At 73.3% G+C, this 22,565-nt stretch carries 17 protein-coding genes and 2 pseudogenes; all 19 read left to right on the top strand.

What is annotated here, in order from left to right:
• Positions 1-449: pseudogene (locus AC1DYZ_RS19450) on the top strand (hypothetical protein); the annotation flags it as partial.
• Positions 446-2,185 (top strand): hypothetical protein, encoded by a 1,740-nt coding sequence (locus AC1DYZ_RS19445; protein ID WP_477066748.1) that lies wholly within the window; start codon positions 446-448, stop codon positions 2,183-2,185. The pseudogene AC1DYZ_RS19450 and the gene AC1DYZ_RS19445, both read left to right, overlap by 4 nt.
• Positions 2,172-2,801: a hypothetical protein gene (locus tag AC1DYZ_RS19440; RefSeq protein WP_477066747.1), complete on the top strand. Its 630-nt coding sequence runs from the start codon at positions 2,172-2,174 to the stop codon at positions 2,799-2,801. Before AC1DYZ_RS19445 ends, AC1DYZ_RS19440 begins: the two co-directional genes overlap by 14 nt.
• Positions 2,788-4,185: an AMP-binding protein gene (locus AC1DYZ_RS19435; protein ID WP_477066746.1), complete on the top strand. Its 1,398-nt coding sequence runs from the start codon at positions 2,788-2,790 to the stop codon at positions 4,183-4,185. Before AC1DYZ_RS19440 ends, AC1DYZ_RS19435 begins: the two co-directional genes overlap by 14 nt.
• A gap of 258 nt (positions 4,186-4,443) precedes the next feature.
• Complete coding sequence (gene ileS, locus AC1DYZ_RS19430; protein ID WP_477066745.1) at positions 4,444-7,677, top strand: isoleucine--tRNA ligase; 3,234 nt, start codon at positions 4,444-4,446, stop codon at positions 7,675-7,677.
• Positions 7,674-9,059 (top strand): bifunctional folylpolyglutamate synthase/dihydrofolate synthase, encoded by a 1,386-nt coding sequence (locus AC1DYZ_RS19425; RefSeq protein ID WP_477066744.1) that lies wholly within the window; start codon positions 7,674-7,676, stop codon positions 9,057-9,059. Before ileS ends, AC1DYZ_RS19425 begins: the two co-directional genes overlap by 4 nt.
• Before the next feature lie 188 nt (positions 9,060-9,247).
• Complete coding sequence (gene dhaK, locus AC1DYZ_RS19420; RefSeq protein WP_477066749.1) at positions 9,248-10,243, top strand: dihydroxyacetone kinase subunit DhaK; 996 nt, start codon at positions 9,248-9,250, stop codon at positions 10,241-10,243.
• Positions 10,244-10,283: 40 nt separating this feature from the next.
• Positions 10,284-10,916 carry a dihydroxyacetone kinase subunit DhaL gene (gene dhaL, locus AC1DYZ_RS19415; RefSeq protein ID WP_477066743.1) on the top strand — a complete coding sequence of 211 codons (633 nt, stop codon included), beginning with the start codon at positions 10,284-10,286 and terminating at the stop codon, positions 10,914-10,916.
• The gene (gene dhaM / locus AC1DYZ_RS19410) at positions 10,913-11,632 is read left to right on the top strand and encodes a dihydroxyacetone kinase phosphoryl donor subunit DhaM (RefSeq protein ID WP_477066742.1); all 720 of its coding nucleotides are present in this window, start codon (positions 10,913-10,915) and stop codon (positions 11,630-11,632) included. The genes dhaL and dhaM overlap by 4 nt, the downstream gene beginning before the upstream one ends.
• 68 nt (positions 11,633-11,700) lie before the next feature.
• Complete coding sequence (locus AC1DYZ_RS19405; protein ID WP_477066741.1) at positions 11,701-12,321, top strand: TetR/AcrR family transcriptional regulator; 621 nt, start codon at positions 11,701-11,703, stop codon at positions 12,319-12,321.
• Between the two features lie 41 nt (positions 12,322-12,362).
• The gene (locus AC1DYZ_RS19400; RefSeq protein WP_477066740.1) at positions 12,363-14,072 is read left to right on the top strand and encodes an MDR family MFS transporter; all 1,710 of its coding nucleotides are present in this window, start codon (positions 12,363-12,365) and stop codon (positions 14,070-14,072) included.
• 9 nt (positions 14,073-14,081) lie between these two features.
• Positions 14,082-14,483: a DUF4233 domain-containing protein gene (locus tag AC1DYZ_RS19395; RefSeq protein WP_477066739.1), complete on the top strand. Its 402-nt coding sequence runs from the start codon at positions 14,082-14,084 to the stop codon at positions 14,481-14,483.
• A gap of 21 nt (positions 14,484-14,504) precedes the next feature.
• On the top strand, positions 14,505-14,939 hold the full coding sequence (gene ndk, locus AC1DYZ_RS19390) for a nucleoside-diphosphate kinase (RefSeq protein ID WP_477066738.1): 435 nt from the start codon (positions 14,505-14,507) through the stop codon (positions 14,937-14,939).
• 46 nt (positions 14,940-14,985) lie between these two features.
• The gene (smc, locus tag AC1DYZ_RS19385; protein WP_477066737.1) at positions 14,986-18,552 is read left to right on the top strand and encodes a chromosome segregation protein SMC; all 3,567 of its coding nucleotides are present in this window, start codon (positions 14,986-14,988) and stop codon (positions 18,550-18,552) included.
• Between the two features lie 119 nt (positions 18,553-18,671).
• Positions 18,672-19,001: a hypothetical protein gene (locus tag AC1DYZ_RS19380; protein ID WP_456826625.1), complete on the top strand. Its 330-nt coding sequence runs from the start codon at positions 18,672-18,674 to the stop codon at positions 18,999-19,001.
• A gap of 79 nt (positions 19,002-19,080) precedes the next feature.
• On the top strand, positions 19,081-20,277 hold the full coding sequence (gene ftsY, locus AC1DYZ_RS19375) for a signal recognition particle-docking protein FtsY (RefSeq protein WP_477066736.1): 1,197 nt from the start codon (positions 19,081-19,083) through the stop codon (positions 20,275-20,277).
• Between the two features lie 401 nt (positions 20,278-20,678).
• Positions 20,679-21,986, top strand: a complete 1,308-nt coding sequence (locus tag AC1DYZ_RS19370) for an ammonium transporter (protein WP_477066735.1) — start codon at positions 20,679-20,681, stop codon at positions 21,984-21,986.
• A complete protein-coding gene (locus AC1DYZ_RS19365; RefSeq protein ID WP_208213931.1) occupies positions 21,986-22,327 on the top strand; it encodes a P-II family nitrogen regulator in 342 nt (113 codons plus the stop codon). The genes AC1DYZ_RS19370 and AC1DYZ_RS19365 overlap by 1 nt, the downstream gene beginning before the upstream one ends.
• A gap of 22 nt (positions 22,328-22,349) precedes the next feature.
• Positions 22,350-22,565: pseudogene (locus AC1DYZ_RS19360) on the top strand (phosphohydrolase); the annotation flags it as partial.

Raw genomic sequence — 22,565 nt, 5'->3', positions numbered from 1 at the left:
CGGCAGCCCTGCCGACCGCGGTCGCGACGGCGGCGCTCGGGCTGTCCGCGGGCGCCGACCTCGTGGCCGCGCTGGACCGGCACGCCCGCGACCCGTGGTGGTGGCCCGGCGTCGCGGCAGCGCCCGGGGTGCTGCGCCGCATCGGCGGCTTCCGGGGGTTCGGCGGTCCCTGGCTGGGCGCGCCCCGTGTGGTGCCCGGGGGGCCTACCGGATGCTCGGTCGCGGCCGACGGCGCGCGCTGGGCGATCGTCGCGGACGTGCACGGCGCGGCGGTCACCCGCCTGGCCGACGAGCCTGAGGTGCCCGCGCCCGCGCCCGTCGCCGCGCCCTTGGTCGTGCCGTGGCACGACGACGTGACCGGCGCCGCCCCGGCGAGCCCCGACGGTGCCGTGCTCGTCGTCAGCCGCCGCCACTCGTACTGGGTCGACGCCGTCCGGGTGGCCGCGTGAGCCGCTACCTGGACCACCTGGCCGAGCGCTGGATGCGGGAGTGGCCGGACGCGCTCGCCGCGTGGGGTCGCACCACGCGGATGCACCCGCCCGTCCTGCACACCAGCGCCTGCCGGATGGACACGTGGGCCTGGTACACGACCGCCGACCCGGAGGTGCACGTCGACCTCACGGTGGTGGTCGAGCGGGGGATCCAGGACCACGCCCAGGCCGTGCTCGCGCACGAGATCGGGCACCACGTGCTCGCGCCGGTGGACCGGCTGACCGCGCTGAAGATCGCGGCGCGCGTGCGCGTGGGTCTCGTCGACCAGGACCACCTCGTCGGGCTGGTCGAGAACCTGTGGTGCGACCTGCTGATCAACGACCGGCTCCAGCGGCAGGCCGGGATCGACCGCGCGTCGCTGGCCGCGGCGGTCGGAGCCGCGACAGCCGACAACCCGCTCGGCCTGCTGATCGGCCGCACCTACGAGATCCTCTGGGGTATCCCGCGCGGCCGGCTCGCCGCCGAGGGGCTGGCACCCGAGGACCAGGCGATGCTGTGCGCGCGGCTCGTGCGCGCGTATGCCCGGGACGCCGTGGGCGGGGCTGCCGGGTTCGCGCGGCTCCTGCGCGCGCACGTGGACCCGGAGTGGCTCCGCGGCCCGGCCGCCACGGCGCAGGTGGCCGGGATGGCCTGCGGCGGCGAGCACGGCGGCGACGACACGATCCCGTTCGGAATCGCGTCCGACCCCAGCCTCGGCGCCCCCGCCGTGCACCCCGCGCTCGACCCGCGGGTGACCGGTGCCGCCGCGACGCCGGAGGCCGCGCCGGTCGAGCTGACCACCGGAGGAGCCGGCAGCGGGATGAACACCCTGCAGCCCGCTGCGCTGCACGCCCTCGTCCAGGCACTCGGCTCGGCGGCGTCCGCCCAGCAGGTGGCGGCCGCCTGGTACCGCGAGCGTGCCGCCCCGCACCTCGTGCCGTTCCCGGTGCGCGAGGGTGCGACCGCCTCCGAGCAGCTGCTCGGCGGGCTCGACCCGTGGGAGGTGGGCGACGACCTGTCGACGATCGACTGGTCGGGGACTGTCACGGCGTCGCCGGTGGTCGTGCCCGGCATGACGACGGTGCAGCGCGCGTACCTCGAGGACGAGGAGCGCCAGGAGCGGCCGCGGCCGGTCGATCTCGACCTCTACCTGGACTCGTCGGGCTCGATGCCGGACCCCGCCGCCGTGGCGGCCCCGATCGCACTCGCCGGCGCGGTGCTTGCGCTCTCGGCCCTGCGGGCGGGTGCCCGGGTGCAGGCGACCACGTGGAGCGGCGTCGGGGAGGTGATCGGCACCGACGGGTTCACGCGCGACCAGGACGCCGTGCTCCAGGCGGTGGTCGCGCACATCGGCCGGAGCACGTCGTTCCCGCTCGCCCTGCTGGAGCGCACCCACCTGGGCGTCGCGGGCTCGCCGCCGACGGCGACCGGCCCCACGCACATCGCCGTGATCTCGGACAACGGGGTGACCACGATGTTCCGGCCGTGGACGACACAGGGTCCGACGACGGACGACGTCGCGGCGCGCGCCCTCGCGGCGGCGGGCGGCGGCGGCAGTCTCGTCCTGCAGGCGTCGGACGACTGGCGGGACCAGATCGCGGAGATGGCGGGCGACTACGACGTGTACACCGTGACGACCGACGAGGACCTGGTGACCTTCGCGCGCGACTTCTCGCGCCGGACCTGGGGGAGTCAGCACCGTGCCCGCACGTGACGCTCCGGCCGGACCGTCGCTCGCCGCCGTGCGGCACCGGCTGGCCCAGGCCCCGCCCGACCTGTTCGAGCCCGACGTCGTCGTGCCCGCGCTCGTGGCCGACCTCGCCGTCGAGCTGGACCGCACGCTGCTGGACACCGCGTCGCTCGCCCGCCTCGACGTCGACCTCTCTCCCGGGGCCGGCGCGTCGGACGAGGAGGTCGCCACGCGTCGCGTGCTCGTCGGGCTGGTCTGCTGGCTCGTGCTCGACCCGGCCCTCACGGCCGACCCCGTGGTGCGCGAGGCGGTCGCCGCGGCCGGGGGGCCGACCCGCTGGATGCTCGGGATCGTGACGGGCGTGCAGCGCGACCTTGTGGGTCTGCGGCCCGACCGGGACTGGGTGCAGGTGGACGAGGCGCGCGAGGAGCTCGCGCGGGCGTTCCTGCGACTGGGCGCCGTCCTGCCGGCGGGGGAGAGCGCCGCGGCGGCGCAGGACCGGTGGCTGGCCGTGAGCACGGCGTACCAGCGGGACCTGATCCGCGCCATGGCCGTCGAGCAGGCGCGCGCCGAGGAGCTCGAGCGGGCGCTCGCCGAGAAGAAGGCGAAGGAGGCCGCGGCGCAGTATGCCAACTACTGACGACCCGGCCGTCCCGGACCCGGCCCTCGCCGAGTACGCGCCGATGGGCGCACTCGGGCTCACCGACGCCGAGCGCTGGCCGACGCTGGACGAGTCCGGTCACGCCCGGCTCGCGGCGCTGCGCGCGCACCCCGACGCGCCCGACTGGGTGCACGCGACGGGCGACCGTCTGACCGCGGCCGACGAACCTGCCCTGGCGGCCGCGGCGACCGACGACGACTGGGTCGCCGCGCTGGTCGCGCGCGCGCACGCGTCGATCCCCGCGTACCGACGGGCGGCCCGGGAGGGCGCGAGCGGACCGGCGACCCCGCTCGAGGACCTGCCTACGGTCACACGGCAGCAGCTCGTCGACGACCTCGCCGCCTACGTCCCGGTCGACGTCGCCCTCGACCGCGTGCTCGAGGGCACGAGCTCAGGGAGCACCGGTGCGGCGCTCCGCGTCCCGCTGCACCCAGTCGCCGTGGCCGCGGACCTGGTGCTCCTGCAGCGGCTGGTCGCCGGCGCCGGCGCGGTGTGGGAGCCGGACCCCGCGCGGCTCGGGCTGGCCAACGTGGTTGACCAGCGCGCGGCGTTCACCTACGCGTCGGCGATGACCGCGTTCCGGCGAGCCGCGGGCGCGCCAGCCCCGCTGATGGCCCGGCTCAACCTCAGCGGGTGGGCTGACGAGGCCAGCCGCGACCGGTTCCTGGCGGACGTCGACCCGCAGGTGATCAGCACGTCGACCCTCCCGCTGCTGCGGCTGCTCGAGCTCGACCTCGACCTGCACCCGGTGGCCGTCGTCAGCGGGGCGACGCACCTGCCGGTGGCCGTGCGCGCCGCTGCGGCGGACCGGTGGGGCTGCCCGGTGATCGACCTGTACGGGCTGCGCGAGACCGGCCCCGTCGCAGCGTCGACGGACGGCGACGGGCACGTCGTCCTGCCGCGCCGCGTGCACGTCGAGATCCTCGACGCCGACGGTGCACCGGTCCCCGACGGCACCCGCGGAGAGGTCGTCGTCACCGTCGACGAGAACCCGTACCTGCCGCTCCTGCGCTACCGCACCGGCGACCACGCGGCGCTCGTGCGCGACGGCCGCGGCACGGTCCTGCTCGGGCTCGAGGGTCGCGCGCCCGTGCTGTTCCGGGCCGCGGACGGCTCGTCGCGCCCGTCGATCGACGCCACCCAGCTGCTCCAGGCGTACGGGCTCGCGGCCTACCACCTGCACCAGGGGACCGACGGCTCGGTGCACCTGCGGGCGGTGCCGCTGCCCGGCATCGGCGCGGACGCCCGGAGGGCCGCCGACGCCGTCGGTCGGTGGCTGGGTCGCCCCGTCGAGCTGTCGGTGCTCGGCGACGCCCGCGACCTGGGAGAGGGGAAGCCGCGGCGGTTTTCCACGGACGTCTGACCGGGGGTGTGCGTTACCCTGGGCAGCACAGGCGTCGACCCGGCCATCACCGGCGAGCCTCCGGAAGAACAGGTGCGCGAGCGCCTCAGTAGAACCGGACGGGTAGGCCCGTCACAGCCCTCACGAAGTGGTCGACGACCCGCCAGGGGAGCCGGCAAGCGAGGTGGTACCGCGGTAGGTCCCGGCCGGTCCGGGACAGATCGTCCTCGCAGCCGAGAGCGACGCACCCCACCGGGTGCCGACCACAGGAGCCGCACGGTGGCCTACCCGCTGCACCGCCAGTCCGATGTTCCCGCGTCCCCGGACCTGCCGTCCCTCGAGAAGGACGTGCTCGCGTACTGGGAGTCCGACGGCACGTTCCAGGCGTCCATCGACGCGCGCGAGGCCGGTGAGAACGGCAGCAACGAGTTCGTCTTCTACGACGGACCCCCGTTCGCCAACGGCCTGCCGCACTACGGCCACCTGCTGACCGGCTACGCCAAGGACGTCGTGCCGCGCTACCAGACGATGCGGGGCCACCGCGTCGAGCGCCGGTTCGGCTGGGACACGCACGGGCTGCCGGCCGAGCTCGAGGCGCAGCGCCTGCTCGGCATCACGGACACCTCCCAGATCGAGGAGATGGGGCTCGCCGCGTTCAACCAGGCGTGCCGCGAGTCGGTGCTGCGGTACACCGGCGAGTGGCGCGAGTACGTGACGCGCCAGGCCCGCTGGGTCGACTTCGACCACGACTACAAGACGCTCGACGTCACGTTCATGGAGTCGGTCATCTGGGCGTTCAAGCGCCTGTACGACCAGGACATGGCGTACGAGGGCTACCGCGTGCTGCCGTACTGCTGGCGCGACGAGACCCCGCTGTCCAACCACGAGCTGCGCATGGACGACGACGTCTACCAGTCGCGCCAGGACCCCGCGCTGACGGTGGGCCTGCGCCTGGAGACCGGCGAGCTCGCCCTCATCTGGACCACGACCCCGTGGACGCTGCCCAGCAACCTGGCGATCGCGGTCGGGCCGGACGTCGACTACGTCACCGTGGAGCCGGGGCCGGGAAGCCTCCTCGAGGGCGAGCTCGTGGTGCTCGCGGCCGCGCGCCTGGGTTCGTACGCCAAGGAGCTGGGGGAGGCCACGGTCGTGGCGACCGTCAAGGGCCGCGACCTCGCGGGCCGCCGGTACACGCCGCCGTTCGACTACTTCGTGGGCCGCGAGAACGCGCACCAGGTGCTGCTCGGCGACTTCGTCACCACCGAGGACGGCTCGGGCATCGTGCACATGGCTCCCGCGTTCGGCGAGGACGACATGGTCGCGTGCGACGCCGTCGGCATCGCGCCGGTCGTGCCCGTCGACTCGCAGGGCAAGTTCACCACCGAGGTGGCGGACTACGTCGGCCAGTTCGTGTTCGACGCGAACAAGCCGATCATCGCGGACCTCAAGTCCGGCTCCGGCCCGCTGGCTCGCGTCCCGGAGGCGCAGCGCAGCGTGCTCGTGCGCCACGAGACGTACGAGCACTCCTACCCGCACTGCTGGCGCTGCCGGAACCCGCTGATCTACAAGGCGGTGACCAGCTGGTTCGTGCGCGTGAGCGACTTCCGCGACCGCATGGTCGAGCTCAACCAGGACATCACCTGGACCCCCGAGCACATCAAGGACGGCCAGTTCGGCAAGTGGCTCGCCGGCTCGCGCGACTGGTCGATCAGCCGCAACCGGTACTGGGGCACGCCCATCCCGGTGTGGGTGTCGGACGACCCGTCGTACCCGCGCGTCGACGTGTACGGCTCGCTGGCCGAGCTGGAGGCGGACTTCGGGCGGGTGCCGACGAACGAGGCGGGCGAGCCGGACCTGCACCGACCCTTCATCGACGAGCTGACGCGCCCGAACCCGGACGACCCGACGGGCGCCTCGACCATGCGCCGGATCCCCGACGTGCTCGACGTGTGGTTCGACTCGGGATCGATGCCGTTCGCGCAGGTGCACTACCCGTTCGAGAGCGCGGACTGGTTCGAGCACCACTACCCGGGCGACTTCATCGTCGAGTACATCGGCCAGACCCGCGGCTGGTTCTACACGCTGCACGTGCTGGCCACGGCGCTGTTCGACCGCCCGGCGTTCCGCAACGTCCTGTGCCACGGCATCGTGCTGGGCGACGACGGCCGCAAGGCGAGCAAGAGCCTGCGCAACTTCCCGGACCCGGCCGAGATGTGGGACCTGTACGGGTCCGACGCGGTGCGCTGGTTCCTCATGTCGAGCTCGATCCTGCGCGGCGGCAACCTCATCGTGGGCGAGGACGGCATCCGCGACGGCGTGCGCCAGGTGCTGCTGCCGCTGTGGAGCACGTACTACTTCTTCTCGCTGTACGCGGATGCCGCGGACAACGGGAAGGGGTACACGGCCACGCCGGTCGACGCCGCACGCGCCGCGACGCTCGCGCCGATGGACCGCTACGTCCTGGCGCGCACGCGCGACCTCGTCGCGACGACGACCGCGCAGCTGGATGCGTACGACATCTCGGCGGCGTGCGAGAGCGTGCGCGAGCACCTCGACGTCCTCACCAACTGGTACGTCCGCACGCAGCGGGACCGGTTCTGGGCCGAGGACGCCGATGCGTTCGACACGCTCTGGACGAGCCTCGAGGTGCTCACGCGCGTCATGGCGCCGCTTGCACCGCTGGTCACGGAGGAGGTCTGGCGCGGCCTGACGGGCGGGCGCAGCGTGCACCTGACCGACTGGCCGACCGTCGAGAACGAGACTGCGGACGCCGAGGCTGCGTCGGAACAGCTGGTCGCCGCGATGGACCAGGTCCGCGCGGTGACGTCGACCGCGCTGGGCCTGCGCAAGGCCGCCGGTGTCCGGGTGCGGCAGCCGCTGCACACGCTCACGGTGGCGGTCGACGACGCGGGGGCCCTCGCGCCGTACGCGGACCTGCTCGCCGCCGAGCTCAACGTCAAGCGCGTCGACCTGGCGACGGCCGACGCCGGCACGGCCGAGCGGTTCGGCATCACGCAGCGCCTAGCCGTCAACGCCCGGGCCGCAGGCCCGCGCCTGGGTCGCGGGGTGCAGGCCGTGATCAAGGCCGCGCGCGCCGAGGCCTGGCGCGTGGACGGCGACACCGTCGTCGTCACCACCGACGACGGCGACGTCGCGCTGGAGCCGGCCGAGTACGAGCTGACCACGGTGGTCGGCGCCGAGGGTGGTGCCGCCGCGGTGCTGCCCGGCGGCGGCTTCGTCGTGCTCGACCTCACGCTCGACGACGCGCTGCGCGCCGAGGGCTACGCCCGCGACGTCGTGCGCGCCGTGCAGGACGCGCGCAAGGCGGCGGGCCTGCAGGTGGGCGACCGGATCGTGCTCACGCTCGACGTCCCGGCCGAGCACCTCGCCGCCGTCGAGGAGCACCGCGACACCATCGCGCGCGAGACGCTGGCCGTGTCGGTGGAGATCGAGACGGGGGCTGCGCTGCAGGTCACCGTGGAAGCAGTCGACGCCGGAGGGTACGAGGCATGAGCCGGGAGCACGGAGGGTCGGAGCACCTGCGCCGCCAGGCGGAGCAGGAGGCCCGGACGGCCGCCGACGAGGTCTACCGGGCGATCCTGGCGCGCGCGCCGGAGCACGACATCGACCCCACACTCGACCGGGTGCGAGCCGTGTGCGAGCTGCTGGGCGATCCGCAGAAGGCGTACCGGACCATCCACCTGACCGGCACCAACGGCAAGACGTCGACGTCCCGCATGGTCGAGCGGCTGCTGCGCGAGCACGGCCTGCGGACCGGACGGTTCACCAGCCCGCACCTGAGCCGCGTGAACGAGCGGATCGCGATCGACGGCGAGCCCATCAGCGACGAGCGGTTCGTCGAGGTGTGGCAGGACGTCGCGCCCTACGTGCACCTGGTGGACCAGGGCTCGATCGAGAAGGGCGAGCCGCGCCTGTCCTTCTTCGAGGTGTTCACCGTCATGGCCTTCGCGGCCTTCGCGGACGCCCCGATCGACGTCGCGGTGATCGAGGTGGGGCTCGGCGGCACGTGGGACTCCACCAACGTCGTCGACGGCGAGGTCGCGATCATCACGCCGATCTCGCTCGACCACGAGCGCTACCTCGGCCACACGCTGGTCGAGATCGCGTCGGAGAAGTCGGGGATCATCAAGGACGGCGCGACGGTCGTCCTGGCGCGGCAGTCGGAGGACGTCGAGGGCGTGCTCCTGGCCGTCGCGGCCGAGCGCGGTGCCCGCGTGCTGCGCGAGGGCGTCGACATCGAGGTGGGCGAGCGCCAGGTCGCCGTCGGCGGTCAGCTGATCACGCTGCAGGCGCTCGGCGGCACGTACACCGAGATCTTCCTGCCGCTGCACGGCGAGTTCCAGGCGCACAACGCGCTGCTGGCGCTCACGGCGGTCGAGGCGTTCCTCACCGGTGGGCGCGCGCTGGACCCCGGCGTGGTCGAGGTCGCGTTCGCCGACGTCGACTCCCCGGGCCGGCTCGAGGTCGTCCGGTCGAGCCCGACGATCATCGTCGACGGGGCGCACAACCCCGCCGGGGTCGAGGCGCTCGTCGCCGGCCTCGAGGAGGCGTTCGAGCTCACGCGCCTCGTCGGCGTCGTCGGCGTGATGGCCGACAAGGACCCCGAGGGCATGCTCGCGGCGCTCGAGCCGGTGCTCGCCGAGGTGGTGATCACCCGTGCATCGACCTCGCGCGCGCTCGACCCCGAGGACCTGGCGGACATCGCGATCGACATCTTCGGCGAGGACCGGGTGCACACCGTGGAGCGGCTGTCCGACGCGCTCGACCTCGCGGTGTCCCGTGCGGAGAGCGAGGTCGAGCGCGGGTCGGGCGTGCTCGTCACCGGCTCGATCCTGCTCGTCGCCGAGGCGCGCCGGCTGCTGGGGCGGCCCTGACTTCTGGTCACCCGTCCGGGTGACGCGTCGACGCCCGACCGCGCGCGTGCACGAATGTGCAGCGACGGCGCACGTCCTCCCCTTGACGGCCCCACGGCACGCCGAGATTGTGAGGTTTGTCGGGACGACGGAGTTCGCGACGGACGTGCGGGGCCCGCCGTGGGTGCCCGGTGGAAGGGATGGCTGCAGTGAAGAAGCTCATCAACGACCCGCAGACCGTCGTGGCCGAGTCCCTCGAGGGCTTCGCGGCCGCGCACGCCGACGTCGTGGCGGTGAACGCCGAGCACGCGTTCGTCACCCGGGCGGGCGGTGCGTCGTCCGGCAAGGTCGGACTCGTCAGCGGAGGCGGCTCCGGGCACGAGCCGCTGCACGGTGGCTTCGTCGGCGTCGGCATGCTGACCGCCGCGGTCGCCGGGCCGGTGTTCACGTCACCCACGCCGGACCAGATCGCCCCCGCGCTGCAGGCGGCGGACTCCGGAGCCGGGGTGCTGGCCATCGTGAAGAACTACACCGGCGATGTGCTCAACTTCGAGACGGGCGCCGAGCTCGCCGACGCCGAGGGCGTCACCGTGCGCAGCGTCGTCGTCAACGACGACGTGGCCGTCGAGGACTCGCTGTACACCGCCGGGCGCCGCGGGGTGGCCGGGACGGTGGCCGTCGAGAAGATCGCGGGCGCGGCCGCCGAGCGCGGCGACGACCTGGACGCGGTCGTGGCGGTCGCGGAGAAGGTCATCGCGAACGTGCGCTCGATGGGCGTGGCGCTGACGGCCTGCACGGTCCCGCACGCGGGCGTGCCCAGCTTCGACCTGCCCGAGGACGAGATCGAGATAGGCATCGGCATCCACGGCGAGCCCGGCCGCCGGCGCATCCCGCTGGCCAGCGCCGACGACATCACGGAGATGCTCCTGACGCCCGTCGCCGACGACCTGAAGCTGGGCAGCGGCGACAAGGTCCTGCTGTTCGTGAACGGCATGGGTGGCACGCCCGCGTCCGAGCTCTACGTGGTCTATCGTCGGGCCCGCGCGTTGCTGGAGGAGCGGGGGGTCGAGGTGACCCGTTCGCTCGTCGGCAACTATGTGACATCGCTGGAGATGCAGGGCGCGTCGGTCACCGTTCTCCGGCTGGACGACGAGCTGACCGCCCTGTGGGACGCCCCCGTGCACACGACCGCGCTGCGGTGGTGACGATCCGGACGGGGACCGAGCTGCTCGAAGGAGCGTGGGCATGACGCTGGACGTCACGTGGGCGATCGACTGGGTGCGCCTGTCGGCGCAGACCGTCACGGAGCACCGCAGCGAGCTCATCGAGCTCGACCGACAGATCGGCGACGGCGACCACGGCGAGAACCTGTTCCGCGGCTTCACGGCCGTCGTGGCCAAGCTCGACGGGCTGGAGGCGCCTCCGGCGGACATCGGCGAGGTGCTCAAGCTCGTCGCCACCACGCTGATGTCGACGGTCGGCGGCGCGGCGGGTCCGCTCTACGGGACTGCCTACCTGCGTGCTGCCAAGGCCACGGGTGTGCCCGAGCTCGACAGCCAGGGCGTCGTCGCGCTGCTCGAGGCGGCGCTCGAGGGGATCGTCGCCCGCGGCAAGGCGACCACGGGCGAGAAGACGATGGTCGACGCCTGGACACCCGCCACGGAGGCGGCCGTCGCCGCGGCCGACGCGGGTGCGACGCCGGCCGAGGTGCTGGCCGCCGCCGCGGACGCCGCGCACGTCGGCGCCGAGGCGACGATCCCGCTCATCGCCACCAAGGGCCGGGCGAGCTACCTGGGGGAGCGGTCCGCCAACCACCTCGACCCGGGTGCCCGTTCGACCGAGCTGATCCTGCGTGCCGCCGCGCAGGCGGCCGCGTGAGCGGGCAGCCCGAGCGCGAACCCGCACCGGTCGCCCTCGTCCTGGTCTCCCACTCGCGGGCGCTGGCCGAGGGTGCCGTCGAGCTGGCCGGGCAGATGGCGCCCGGGGTGCTGCTTCTCGCGGCCGGCGGCATGCAGGACGGTGGGCTCGGCACCAGCTTCGAGAGCGTCGAGGCCGCTCTCCTGGACGCGACGCAGGACGGCCGGTCCGCGGTCGTGCTCACGGACCTGGGCTCGGCGGTCCTCACGGCCGAGTCGGTGCTGGAGCTCCTCGACGAGGACGTGGCGGCACGCGTGCGCCTCGCGGACGCGCCGTTCGTCGAGGGCGCCGTCGCCGCGGCGGTCACCGCGCACGGGGGAGCCGACCTCGCGGGCGTCCTCGCGTCCGCCGAGCATGCCGGGTCGACGTTCGGCGCCGCCGACGAGCCCGCGGAGCAGTCCGTCGGCGACCCGCAGGACGGTGTGCTCCGGGCGACCGCAGTGCTGCGCAACCCGCTCGGTCTGCACGCCCGACCCGCGGCGGTGGTCGCGCGCATGCTCGCCGCCTACGACGCCAAGGTGCGGGTCAACGGCGCGAACGCGGCCAGCGTGCTCGAGCTCATGAAGCTGGGCGCGAAGCAGGGCGTGGAGCTGACGATCGAGGCGGAGGGCGCGCAGGCCGAGCAGGCGCGGGACGCCCTGGTGGCAGCCGTCGAGGGTGGCTTCGGCGAGGTCTGACGAGTGTGGGCGGCCGCACATGAACGCGCGTCCAACCCAAAGTTGCAGTTCATGTAAAGTTGCACCTCGTGCAGAACTCCATCGTCGACGCGCCCGCGCTCGGGCTGCGTGAGCGCAAGAAGCGCGCGCGCCGCGAGGCGCTGATCGACGCCACCCACCGCCTCGTCGCCGAGCACGGCCTGGACGCGGTCACGGTCGACGCGATCTGCGAGGAGGCCGGCGTCTCCGTCCGGACGTTCTTCAACTACTTCGAGACCAAGGACGACGCCGTGCTCGGCCACACGCCGTGGCCGCTCGAGTCGGCGGCCGCGGACGTGTTCGCCGCGGGCGGTCCCACCGGGCACCTCATGTCGGACCTGCAGGCGCTGGTCAGCTCGTTCCTCAGCGACCCGCCCATCGGCCGTGAGCGCATGGCCCGCGCGCTCGAGCTGGCCGGCAAGGAGCCGCGGCTGTTCGCCCGGCACCTGTCCTGGTTCGAGCAGCACAAGGGTCAGCTCTCGGCACTCGTCGAGCGCCGTCTCGGCGACGATCCGACGCACTCGCCCGAGATGGTCGGCTCCGTCCTCCTCTTCCTCACGCACGCGACGTTCCTGCACTGGGACATGGACCAGCAACGGGGCGGCTCCGCCGCTCCCGACGAGCACCTGACCGCGGTCGTCGCCGAGCTCCGATCCATCCTCATCGACTGACGCTCCCCGCCCACCACCCCTTCACGAACGAGGTTTCCCGCATGGCCACCGCAGCACCCGAGGCACCAGCGGCCGACAAGCCGCTGATCGTCCTCACCCCCAAGACCGTCTGGCTCATTTTCGGCGCGCTCATGGCCGGGATGTTCATGTCGTCGCTCGACCAGTCGATCGTCGGCACGGCGATGCCGACGATCGTCGGCGAGCTGAACGGCGTCGAGCACCAGGGCTGGGTCGTCACGGCCTACATCCTGGCGATCGCGATCGTCATGCCGCTGTACGGCAAGTTCGGTGACCTGTGGGGTCGGCGCTGGCCGTTCCTCGTCGCCATCGGCCTGTTCACCGTGGCGTCCGCGGGTGCCGGGTTCGCCCAGTCGTTCGGCGAGCTCGTGTTCTGGCGCGGCGTGCAGGGCCTGGGCGGCGGCGGTCTCATGATCCTGTCGCAGGCGATCATCGCCGACATCGTGCCCGCCAAGGACCGCGGTAAGTACATGGGCCCGATGGGTGCGCTGTTCGGGATCTCGGCCGTCATCGGCCCGCTCCTGGGTGGCTTCTTCACGCAGCACGCCGACTGGCGCTGGTGCTTCTGGCTCAACATCCCCATCGGCCTGGCGGCCTTCGGCATCGCGTGGTTCACGCTCAAGCTGCCCTCGCACCGCTCCGGCAAGAAGATCGACGTCGCCGGCATCTTCTTCATGGTCGCCGCCACGTCGGGCCTCGTGCTGGCGACCAGCTGGAGCAGCTGGACCGGCAACCGCGGCTACGACTGGTCGAACCCGGCCCTGCTCGCGCTCGTGATCGGCACGCTGGTCTCCATCGCCGCGTTCATCATGGTCGAGCTCCGCGCGCAGGAGCCGCTCCTGCCGCTGCGCCTCTTCAAGAACCCGACCTTCACCATCGCCACCGCGATCGGCCTCATCCTCGGCATGGGCATGTTCGCCGCCCTGGCCTTCCTGCCGACGTTCCTGCAGATGTCGACCGGCGCGGGCGTCACCGAGTCCGGCTTCCTGCTGCTCCCGATGATGGTCGGTGTCATGTTCACCGCGATCGGCTCCGGCATCGCGATCACGAAGACCGGCCGCTACAAGATCTTCCCGGTGGTCGGCCTGGCCATCACCACCGCCGGCGTCGCGTGGCTCACGCAGATCACGGGCGACATGTCGATGTGGCTCTTCGGCGCCATGATCTTCGTGCTCGGCGCCGGCATGGGCCTGGTCATGCAGACGATCGTCCTCGCCGTGCAGAACTCGGTGGACCCGCACGAGATCGGGACCGCGACCAGCACGAACAACTTCTTCCGGGAGATCGGCGCGGCCGTCGGCACGGCGCTGTTCAGCACCATGTTCACCACCAAGCTGGCGGACAACCTCGCGGGAGTCTTCGCCGGGGCGCCCGCGGGTTCGGGTGGCGACGCCTCGAGCCTGACGCCCGCCGCGGTGCAGGCGCTGCCCGAGCCCGTGAAGACCGGCGTCATCGACGCGTTCACCAACGCGCTCGCGCCGTCGTTCTGGTACCTCGTGCCCGTCATCGCGGTGGGCTTCGTGCTCTCGCTCTTCCTGCGTGAGGTCAAGCTCTCCGACGTGGCCGGCATGGTCGCCCGTGGCGAGGCCCTCGCGGCCGACGGCTCGGGTGCGCCCACCGAGACGATCGACGGTGCGGTCGTCCTGGACGAGCTCTCCGGGCCCGTGCACGACGAGCTCCCGACCCAGCGCGACGGTGCCCCCGACGACGTCGACGCACCGGCCCGCCGGTAACCTGACCCGATGAGCTCCACCGTCCCGGACGGCCAGGCCGTGCGCCGCAAGCGTCCCGCGAAACCCCAGTTCGCCCAGACGATCCTCGTCCTCGAGGCCATCTTGGTGTTCTTCGCGACGCTCGTGGCGTACGGCCTGCGGCTCGCCCCCGTGTCCACCATCTGGTGGGTCGGCGGGAGCCTGTCGTTGGTCCTGATCCTGCTGTCCGGGATGGTCTCCCGGCCGGGCGGCTACCTGGCCGGCTCGATCGTGCAGGTGTTCGTGCTGGCCGGCGGGTTCGCCATCCCCATGATGTTCGCGGTGGGGGTCATCTTCGTCGTGCTCTGGGTCGTAGCCCTGCGGCTGGGGGGCCGGATCGACCGCGAGCGGGCGGAGTACGACGCCGCCCACCCGGGTGCGGTCGGGCCCTGACACCCGGTTAGTGTTTCGCCCATGACTGACGCACCCGCCACGCAGCGCACCCTCGTCCTCGTCAAGCCCGACGGCGTCCGCCGCGGACTGTCGGGGGAGGTCGTGCGCCGCATCGAGGCCAAGGGCTACACCCTCGTCGCCGTCGAGCTGCGCGAGGCCTCCGAGGCCCTGCTGGCCGAGCACTACGCCGAGCACACCGGCAAGCCGTTCCTCACGCCGCTGATCGAGTTCATGCGCTCCGGACCGGTGCTCGCCGTCGTGGCCGAGGGGCACCGCGTGATCGAGGGCTTCCGCTCGCTGGCGGGCGCCACCGACCCGACCGTCGCGGCGCCGGGCACCATCCGCGGCGACCTGGGCCGCGACTGGGGCCTCAAGGTGATCCAGAACCTGGTGCACGGCTCGGACTCGGAGGAGTCCGCCGCGCGCGAGATCGCCCTCTGGTTCCCTGCGCTCTGACGTCAGCCTCCCAGGAGGAGGGGTGCACGCACCTTAGGCTTCGTGGGTGCACCTCAAGACCCTCACCCTGCGGGGGTTCAAGTCGTTCGCCTCGGCGACGACCCTGAACTTCGAGCCGGGCGTCACCTGCGTGGTCGGGCCCAACGGCTCGGGCAAGTCCAACGTCGTCGACGCCCTGGCCTGGGTGATGGGGGAGCAGGGGGCCAAGTCGCTGCGCGGCGGCAAGATGGAGGACGTCATCTTCGCCGGCACGTCCGGCCGGCCGCCGCTCGGCCGGGCCGAGGTGGCGCTCACCATCGACAACTCCGACGGCGCGCTGCCGATCGAGTACTCCGAGGTCACCATCTCGCGGACGCTGTTCCGCAACGGCGGCTCGGAGTACGCGATCAACGGCCAGGGCTGCCGCCTGCTCGACATCCAGGACCTGCTGTCCGACTCCGGTCTCGGCCGGGAGATGCACGTCATCGTCGGCCAGGGCCAGCTCGACGCGGTCCTGCGCGCGACCCCCGAGGAGCGCCGCGGCTTCATCGAGGAGGCCGCGGGCGTCCTCAAGCACCGCAAGCGCAAGGAGAAGGCGCTCCGCAAGCTCGAGGCGATGCAGGCCAACCTCACGCGCCTGTCCGACCTCACGGGCGAGATCCGTCGCCAGCTCGGCCCGCTCGGCCGGCAGGCGGAGGTCGCCCGCAAGGCCGCAGTGGTCCAGGCGGACCTGCGCGACGCCCGCGCCCGGCTGCTGGCCGACGACCTCGCCCAGCTGACATCCACGCTCGAGCAGGAGATCGCCGACGAGAGCGCGCTGCGCGCCCGTCGCGAGGAGGTCGAGGCGACCCTCGCCGCCACCCGCGCCCGCCTGGCCACCCTCGAGCGCGAGGCCGCCGAGGCAGCGCCGGCGCTGAGCGAGGCCAGCGAGGTCTGGTACCGGCTGTCGTCCCTGCGCGAGCGGCTGCGCGGCACGGCCTCCCTGGCCGCCGACCGGGTCCGCCTGCTCGGCAGCGCCGGACCGGAGCGCACGGGCGGCTCCGACCCTGACGACCTCGCCGCGCAGGCCGAGCGCGTGCGGGCGGCGGAGGCCGAGCTGGCCRCCGAGGTCGAGATCGGGCGCGCGGCTCTCGAGGCCGCGGTCGTCGCTCGCCAGGACGCCGAGGCCGAGGCCGTCGGCGCCGAGAAGCAGGTCGCCACGGCGCTGCGGGGTGCCGCCGACCGTCGCGAGGGCGTCGCCCGCCTGGCCKGTCAGGTGGCCGCCCGGCGGAGCCGCGTCGAGGCGACGCAGGCGGAGCTCGGGCGCCTGCGCGAGTCGCTKGCCGCGGCCGAGCACCGCGGCCAGGAGGCCACGACGCAGTTCGCGGTCCTCGAGTCGCAGGTCGCGGGCGTCGAGGAGGGCGAGGAAGGGCTGGACGCCGAGCACGAGGCGGCCGTCGAGGCCCTCGAGCGGGCGAGCGAGCGGCTGGGCGCGCTGCAGGAGCAGCTGAGCGCCGCTGAGCGCGAGCGCGCCGCGCTGGAGTCCCGCGCCGAGACCCTCGAGCTCAGCCTCACGCGCAAGGACGGCGTCGGGGCGCTCCTCGCGGCGGACGGCCAGCCCGGCCTGGTGGGCTCGGTGGCGGCGCTGCTGGCGGTCGACCCGGAGAACGAGGAGGCCATCGTCGCCGCGCTCGGGGCGGTTGCCGATGCCGTCGCCGTCGATTCCGTGGACGCCGCCGTCGACGCCATCCGCTACCTGCGCACCGAGGACGCCGGCCGTGCGACGCTCCTGGTCAGCGGCGGGTCCACCCCCGCAGACCTGCTGTCCGACGTCCCCGCCGGCGCCGCCCGCGCCGTCGACCTCGTGCGGGCACCCGAGCACGTGCGCGCAGCCGTCGAGACCTTGCTGGCTGACGTCGTCGTGGTCGACGACCTCGCCGCAGCCCGCGCGATCGTCGCCGCCCGCCCCGACCTGGTCGTCGCCACCCGCACCGGCGACGTGCTGTCCCGCCACCGCGCGTCCGGCGGATCGGCCACCGCGCCCAGCGCCCTGCACCTGCAGTCCGCGCTCGACCAGGCACGGGCCGGCGTCGCGCAGGCCACGGCCGACGCCGAGCGCGTGCGGTTCGAGCTCGTCGGCGCCACCGAGGCCCAAGCAGCGGCCCGCGCGGCGCACGAGGCGACGCTCGACCGCCTCAACGAGTCCGACGCCGCGCTCGCCGCCGTCGCCGAGCAGCTGGGCCACCTCGGCTCGACTGCCCGCGCCGCGAACGCCGAGGCCGCCCGGCTCCAGCAGTCCCTCGAGGCAGCCTCCCGCACGCTCGAGGACGACAGCGCCCAGTTGGCCGAGCTCACCGAGCGCCTCGCCGCCGCCGAGATCGAGCCCGCGGAGAGCKAGGCGGCGATCGTCGAGGGCAGCGCCCGGCGCGATCGGCTGGCCGAGCTGGCCGCGGGCGCGCGTGCCCGAGAGACCGAGGCCCGCCTCACCCTGCGCACCGGCGAGGAACGTGCGCGGGCCCTCTCCGGCCGCGCCGAGTCGCTCGAGCGCGCCGCCCGGACCGAGCGCGTCGCCCGCGAGCGTGCCGCCGAGCGCGAGCGCGCCCGGTCGCGGCAGGCCACGGTCGCGCAGGCCGTGCGCGACGGTGCCAACCAGGCGCTCGTCGTCCTCGACGAGTCGCTGCGGCGCGCGTCCGCCGAACGCGACGCGGCGGAGACGGCCCGGGGCGAGCGGGACCGCGCCGTCACCGCGGCGCGGGCCGAGGTCGACGTCCGGGCCGCTGAGCTCGCCCAGCTCACCGACGTCGCGCACCGCGACGAGGTCGCCCGCACCCAGCAGCGGCTCAGGATCGAGGCGCTCCAGGCGCGCGCCGTCGACGACCTGGGCCTCGACCCGACCGTCCTGCTCGACGAGTACGGGCCGCACCAGGACGTCCCMGTGATCCTGGTCCCGGGCGCCGAGGTCGACCCCGAGGCCCCGACGGCCGTCCCCTACGTGCGGGAGCAGCAGGAGAAGCGGCTCCGGGCCGCCGAGCGGGCGCTCTCGCTGCTCGGCCGCGTCAACCCGCTCGCGCTCGAGGAGTTCGCCGCGCTCGAGGAGCGCCACCAGTTCCTGGTCGAGCAGCTGGCGGACCTGAAGAAGTCCCGCGCGGACCTGCTCGAGATCGTCAAGGAGATCGACGAGCGCGTCGAGCAGGTGTTCGCCGAGGCCTACCGCGACACCGCCGCCGCGTTCGACGTCGTGTTCCCGCGGCTGTTCCCCGGCGGCGAGGGCCGGCTCGTGCTCACCGACCCCGACAACATGCTCACCACGGGTATCGAGGTCGAGGCGCGCCCCGCCGGCAAGAAGGTCAAGCGGCTGTCGCTGCTCTCCGGTGGCGAGCGGTCGCTGACCGCCGTCGCGCTGCTCGTGGCCATCTTCAAGGCGCGGCCCAGCCCGTTCTACGTCATGGACGAGGTCGAGGCCGCCCTGGACGACGCCAACCTGGGCCGGCTGCTCGAGATCTTCCGCGAGCTCCAGGAGGACTCGCAGCTCATCGTCGTGACCCACCAGAAGCGGACCATGGAGATCGCCGACGCCCTGTACGGCGTGACCATGCGCGGCGACGGCGTCACCACCGTCATCAGCCAGCGGATGCGCGAGGACGTCGCCGTCTGACGCGGCGCCATCGCCGTGCCGTGCTGGCGCGCCGCCCGGCGTGTGGAGATTGTGTGCGGTTTGCCGTTCCCTGTGCGTGGGGTGTCCGCGCGTCCAGGTTCGGCGCCGACACTGGTCGCATGGCCATCCTCGTCGCGATCGTTCTTGCTCTCCTCGTCGCCGCCGGTGTCCTGCTCGCCGCGAGCGTGTCCAGCTCGACCCGGGACAAGGGCGAGTCCCCGCTCCAGGCGTTCCGCGCGGGCTGGGCGGCCCGGAAGAATCCCGACGCCGACCAGCGCGCCGCCGCTGCGGCCGCCTCCGCGGAGCCCGTCGACATGTCGCTGGCCCAGTTCCTGCGCGAGACGGTCGACGAGGGCGAGGCGTACCTGCAGGTCGACGACCTCGCCGCCACACTGCAGCGGGCGCGCGACAAGGCCGTCGGCGTCCTCCCCGGGAACCACGGCCGCTGAGCCCTCGACGGCCGGACCCGCGAGGTCCGGCTGACGCGTCGGTTCGCTTCGGCGGCCCGACGCCCGACAGACTGTCCCGGTGACCAACGAGACGCTCGAGATCCTCCTGGCCGCCGGCATCCCGACGGCCATCGTCGTCGCGCTGGCGACCGTGTTCGTCCGGCGACGCCGCGGCTCGACCACCGACGAGGTGGCGCCGCCCGAGGTCGACGTACCGAGCCCCGCGCCGGCCCCCGAGGCGCAGAGCGCGACCGAGGCACCGACCTTCCCGGAGACCGTCCCCGAGGAGGTCCTGCCCGAGGAGGCCGAAGCCGCTCCGGAGCTCGAGGTCCCCGCGCCGGTCGCGGGGCGGCTCGCCCGGCTGCGCGGCCGGCTCGCCCGGTCCGGCTCCCCGCTCGGTGCACGGCTTCTCGCCGTGCTGTCCAAGGACCACCTCACGGAGGACGACTGGGACGAGCTCGAGGAGACGCTGCTCCTGGCGGACGTCGGCGCGGGACCGTCCGGCGAGCTCATCGACGCCCTGCGCACGCGCGTCCGGGTCGAGGGGCTCAAGGACCCCGCGCAGGTGCGCGCCCTGCTGCGCGAGCAGCTGCTCGCACTCGTCGACCCGTCGCTCGACCGCAGCCTGAACACCGCGCCCGGCGCGGCGGACGACGGCTCCGCGGTCCCGGCGGTCGTCCTCGTCGTGGGCGTCAACGGCACCGGCAAGACGACGACGGTCGGCAAGCTCGCGCGCGTGCTCGTCGCCGAGGGCCGCACCGTCGTGCTGGGCGCCGCGGACACGTTCCGCGCGGCGGCGGCCGACCAGCTGCAGACCTGGGGCTCCCGGGTCGGCGTGCACACCGTCCGGTCGGACCGCGACGGCGCCGACCCCGCCGCCGTCGCCTTCGACGCCGTGCGTCAGGGCCGCGCCGAGGGGATCGACGTCGTGCTCGTCGACACCGCTGGGCGCCTGCAGAACAAGGCCGGCCTCATGGACGAGCTGGGCAAGATCACGCGGGTCATCACGCGCGAGGCGCCGCTCTCCGAGGTGCTCCTGGTCCTCGACGCGACCACCGGCCAGAACGGTCTGAACCAGGCCCGCGTCTTCAGCGAGGTCGCCGGCGTGACGGGCATCGTCCTGACCAAGCTGGACGGCACCGCCAAGGGCGGCATCGTCGTCGCGGTGCAGCGCGAGCTGGGCGTGCCGGTGAAGCTCGTTGGCCTCGGCGAAGGCCCCGACGACCTGGCGCCGTTCGACCCGGAAGCCTTCGTCGACGCGCTGCTCGAGGGGTGAACCGGAGCGCAGCGGAGGGTGTGGGTCGCGCCAGCGACGAGGGCGGAGTCGCGCAGCGGCACGCGCCCGTAGCGGAGCGCAGGTTCGCCCCGACCGTGGGCTCGAGGGGTGAACCGGAGCGCAGCGGAGGGTGTGGGTCGCGCCAGCGACGAGGGCGGAGTCGCGCAGCGGCACGCGCCCGTAGCGGAGCGCAGGTTCGCCCCGACCACGGGCACCGGGGATGAGCCGGTGTTGGCGCGGTCGTGCCTGACCTGGACGGCCGATCACCACGAAACGGAACGTTTACCTGACGGTGAGGTTTGTCACGTCGTCGTAACGCCTCTCGTGCATGTCCGAAACCCGCCTCCTCGACTGTAATCCCGACCAGCCACCCCCGGCTGGCGAGTGGAGAGGCGATCTCGATGGAATTCGCTTTGGACAGCGGGAACACGGCGTGGATGCTCACCGCCGCGTCGCTCGTGCTGCTGATGACGCCGGGGCTGGCGTTCTTCTACGGCGGCATGGTGCGCGGCAAGAGCGTCCTGAACATGATGATGATGAGCTTCGCGGCGATCGGCGTCGTCGGGCTCATCTGGGTGCTCTACGGGTACTCGGGCACGTTCGGACCTGACCTCGGCGGCGGCTGGCTCGGCAACCCGTTCACGTACTTCGGCCTGCAGGGCTTCACCGACGACGACAGCCTGATGGCGTCGACCGGTGTGCCCTTCCTCGTGGCCGCGGGCTACCAGGCGACGTTCGCGATCATCACGGTCGCGCTCATCTCCGGGGCGATCGCCGACCGCATGAAGTTCAGCGCGTGGCTGATCTTCTCGGCCATCTGGGTCACGGTCGTCTACATGCCGCTGGCGCACTGGGTGTGGGGTGGTGGCCTGCTCAGCGCGACGGGCATCACCGAGGGGCTCTCGACGCCGATCGACTTCGCGGGTGGAACCGTGGTCCACATCGACGCCGGTGTGGCCGGCCTGGCGATCGCGATCCTGCTGGGCAGGCGCAAGGGCTGGCCCAGGGAGCCCATGCGGCCCCACAACCTGCCGTTCGTCATGCTCGGCGCCGCTCTCCTGTGGTTCGGCTGGTTCGGCTTCAACGCCGGCTCGGAGTTCGGTGCCGACAGCACGGCCGGTCGCGCCTGGCTCAACACCATGCTCGCCACGTGCGTCGCGATGCTCGCCTGGCTCGCCACGGAGAAGCTGCGTGACGGTCACGCCACCTCGCTCGGTGCGGCGTCGGGCGTCGTCGCCGGCCTGGTCGCCATCACCCCGGCCGCCGCGGCGGTCGACACGTGGGGTGCGATCGCCGTCGGGCTCGTTGCAGGCGTGCTCTGCGCCCTGGCGGTCGGTCTGAAGTTCAAGTTCGGCTTCGACGACTCGCTCGACGTCGTCGGCGTCCACGCCGTCGGCGGTCTCGTCGGAACGCTCCTGATCGGCTTCTTCGCTACCGACCAGAACGGTGGTTGGTACCCGGACGGGGCCATGAACGGCCTGTTCTACGGGGGCGGGCTCACGCAGCTCGCCACCCAGGCCATCGTCGCGGGCTGCGCCGTGCTGTTCAGCTTCACGGCGACCTACGTCATCGCGTCCATCCTCAAGGCGACCATCGGTCTGCGGGTGTCCGACGAGGTCGAGGTCAGCGGGATCGACCTGGCTGTGCACGCTGAGACCGCATACGAGACGCTGGGCGTCGGCGCCCGTGTCGTGACGGAGGTGAAGTGATGACGAAGCTCGTGACGGCGGTCATCCAGCCGCACCGGCTGGACGATGTGAAGTCGGCGCTCGAGGCAGCAGGCGTGCGCGGTCTGACCGTGAGCGAGGCGAGCGGCTACGGCCGTCAGCGCGGTCACACCGAGGTCTACCGCGGGGCCGAGTACACGGTCGACCTGGTCCCCAAGGTCAAGATCGACGTGCTCGTCTCGGACGAGGACGTGGTGGGCGTGACGGACGTGATCGTCCGCGCCGCGCAGACCGGCAAGATCGGCGACGGCAAGGTCTGGGTCGTGCCGGTCGAGGACGTGGCTCGCGTCCGCACCGGCGAGCACGGCGACGACGCCCTCTGATCAGGACGGTCGACCGCCACACATGACACAGGAACGGCCGCCCGCGGGGGGCGTGGCCGCGAACGGGTCGCCCGAGGTCCCGCACCCCGCGATCGGGGTGCGGGACCTCCGCGTCGAACGGCTCGAGCTCGCTGCCGGGCTGACCGGACCCGGGGCCGACGGCATCGCCCGCCGGGCCGCGATCGTCGAGCTCGTCGTCGGCCGGCTGCGAGAGCAGTGGGAGATMGCGACCGAGGGC

The organism is Cellulomonas sp. P1_C4 (assembly GCF_056406355.1).
Note: the sequence above shows the minus strand (reverse complement) of the source record. Positions and strands in the feature narration are given on the sequence as shown.

Bases quoted from the DNA above. Each gene is read 5' to 3' on its own strand.
- ndk (WP_477066738.1), top strand. From the start codon at position 14,505: ATGACTGACGCACCCGCCACGCAGCGCACCCTCGTCCTCGTCAAGCCC.
- AC1DYZ_RS19425 (WP_477066744.1), top strand. From the start codon at position 7,674: ATGAGCCGGGAGCACGGAGGGTCGGAGCACCTGCGCCGCCAGGCGGAG.
- AC1DYZ_RS19365 (WP_208213931.1), top strand. From the start codon at position 21,986: ATGACGAAGCTCGTGACGGCGGTCATCCAGCCGCACCGGCTGGACGAT.
- AC1DYZ_RS19400 (WP_477066740.1), top strand. From the start codon at position 12,363: ATGGCCACCGCAGCACCCGAGGCACCAGCGGCCGACAAGCCGCTGATC.
- AC1DYZ_RS19380 (WP_456826625.1), top strand. From the start codon at position 18,672: ATGGCCATCCTCGTCGCGATCGTTCTTGCTCTCCTCGTCGCCGCCGGT.
- AC1DYZ_RS19370 (WP_477066735.1), top strand. From the start codon at position 20,679: ATGGAATTCGCTTTGGACAGCGGGAACACGGCGTGGATGCTCACCGCC.
- dhaL (WP_477066743.1), top strand. From the start codon at position 10,284: ATGACGCTGGACGTCACGTGGGCGATCGACTGGGTGCGCCTGTCGGCG.
- AC1DYZ_RS19395 (WP_477066739.1), top strand. From the start codon at position 14,082: ATGAGCTCCACCGTCCCGGACGGCCAGGCCGTGCGCCGCAAGCGTCCC.
- AC1DYZ_RS19435 (WP_477066746.1), top strand. From the start codon at position 2,788: ATGCCAACTACTGACGACCCGGCCGTCCCGGACCCGGCCCTCGCCGAG.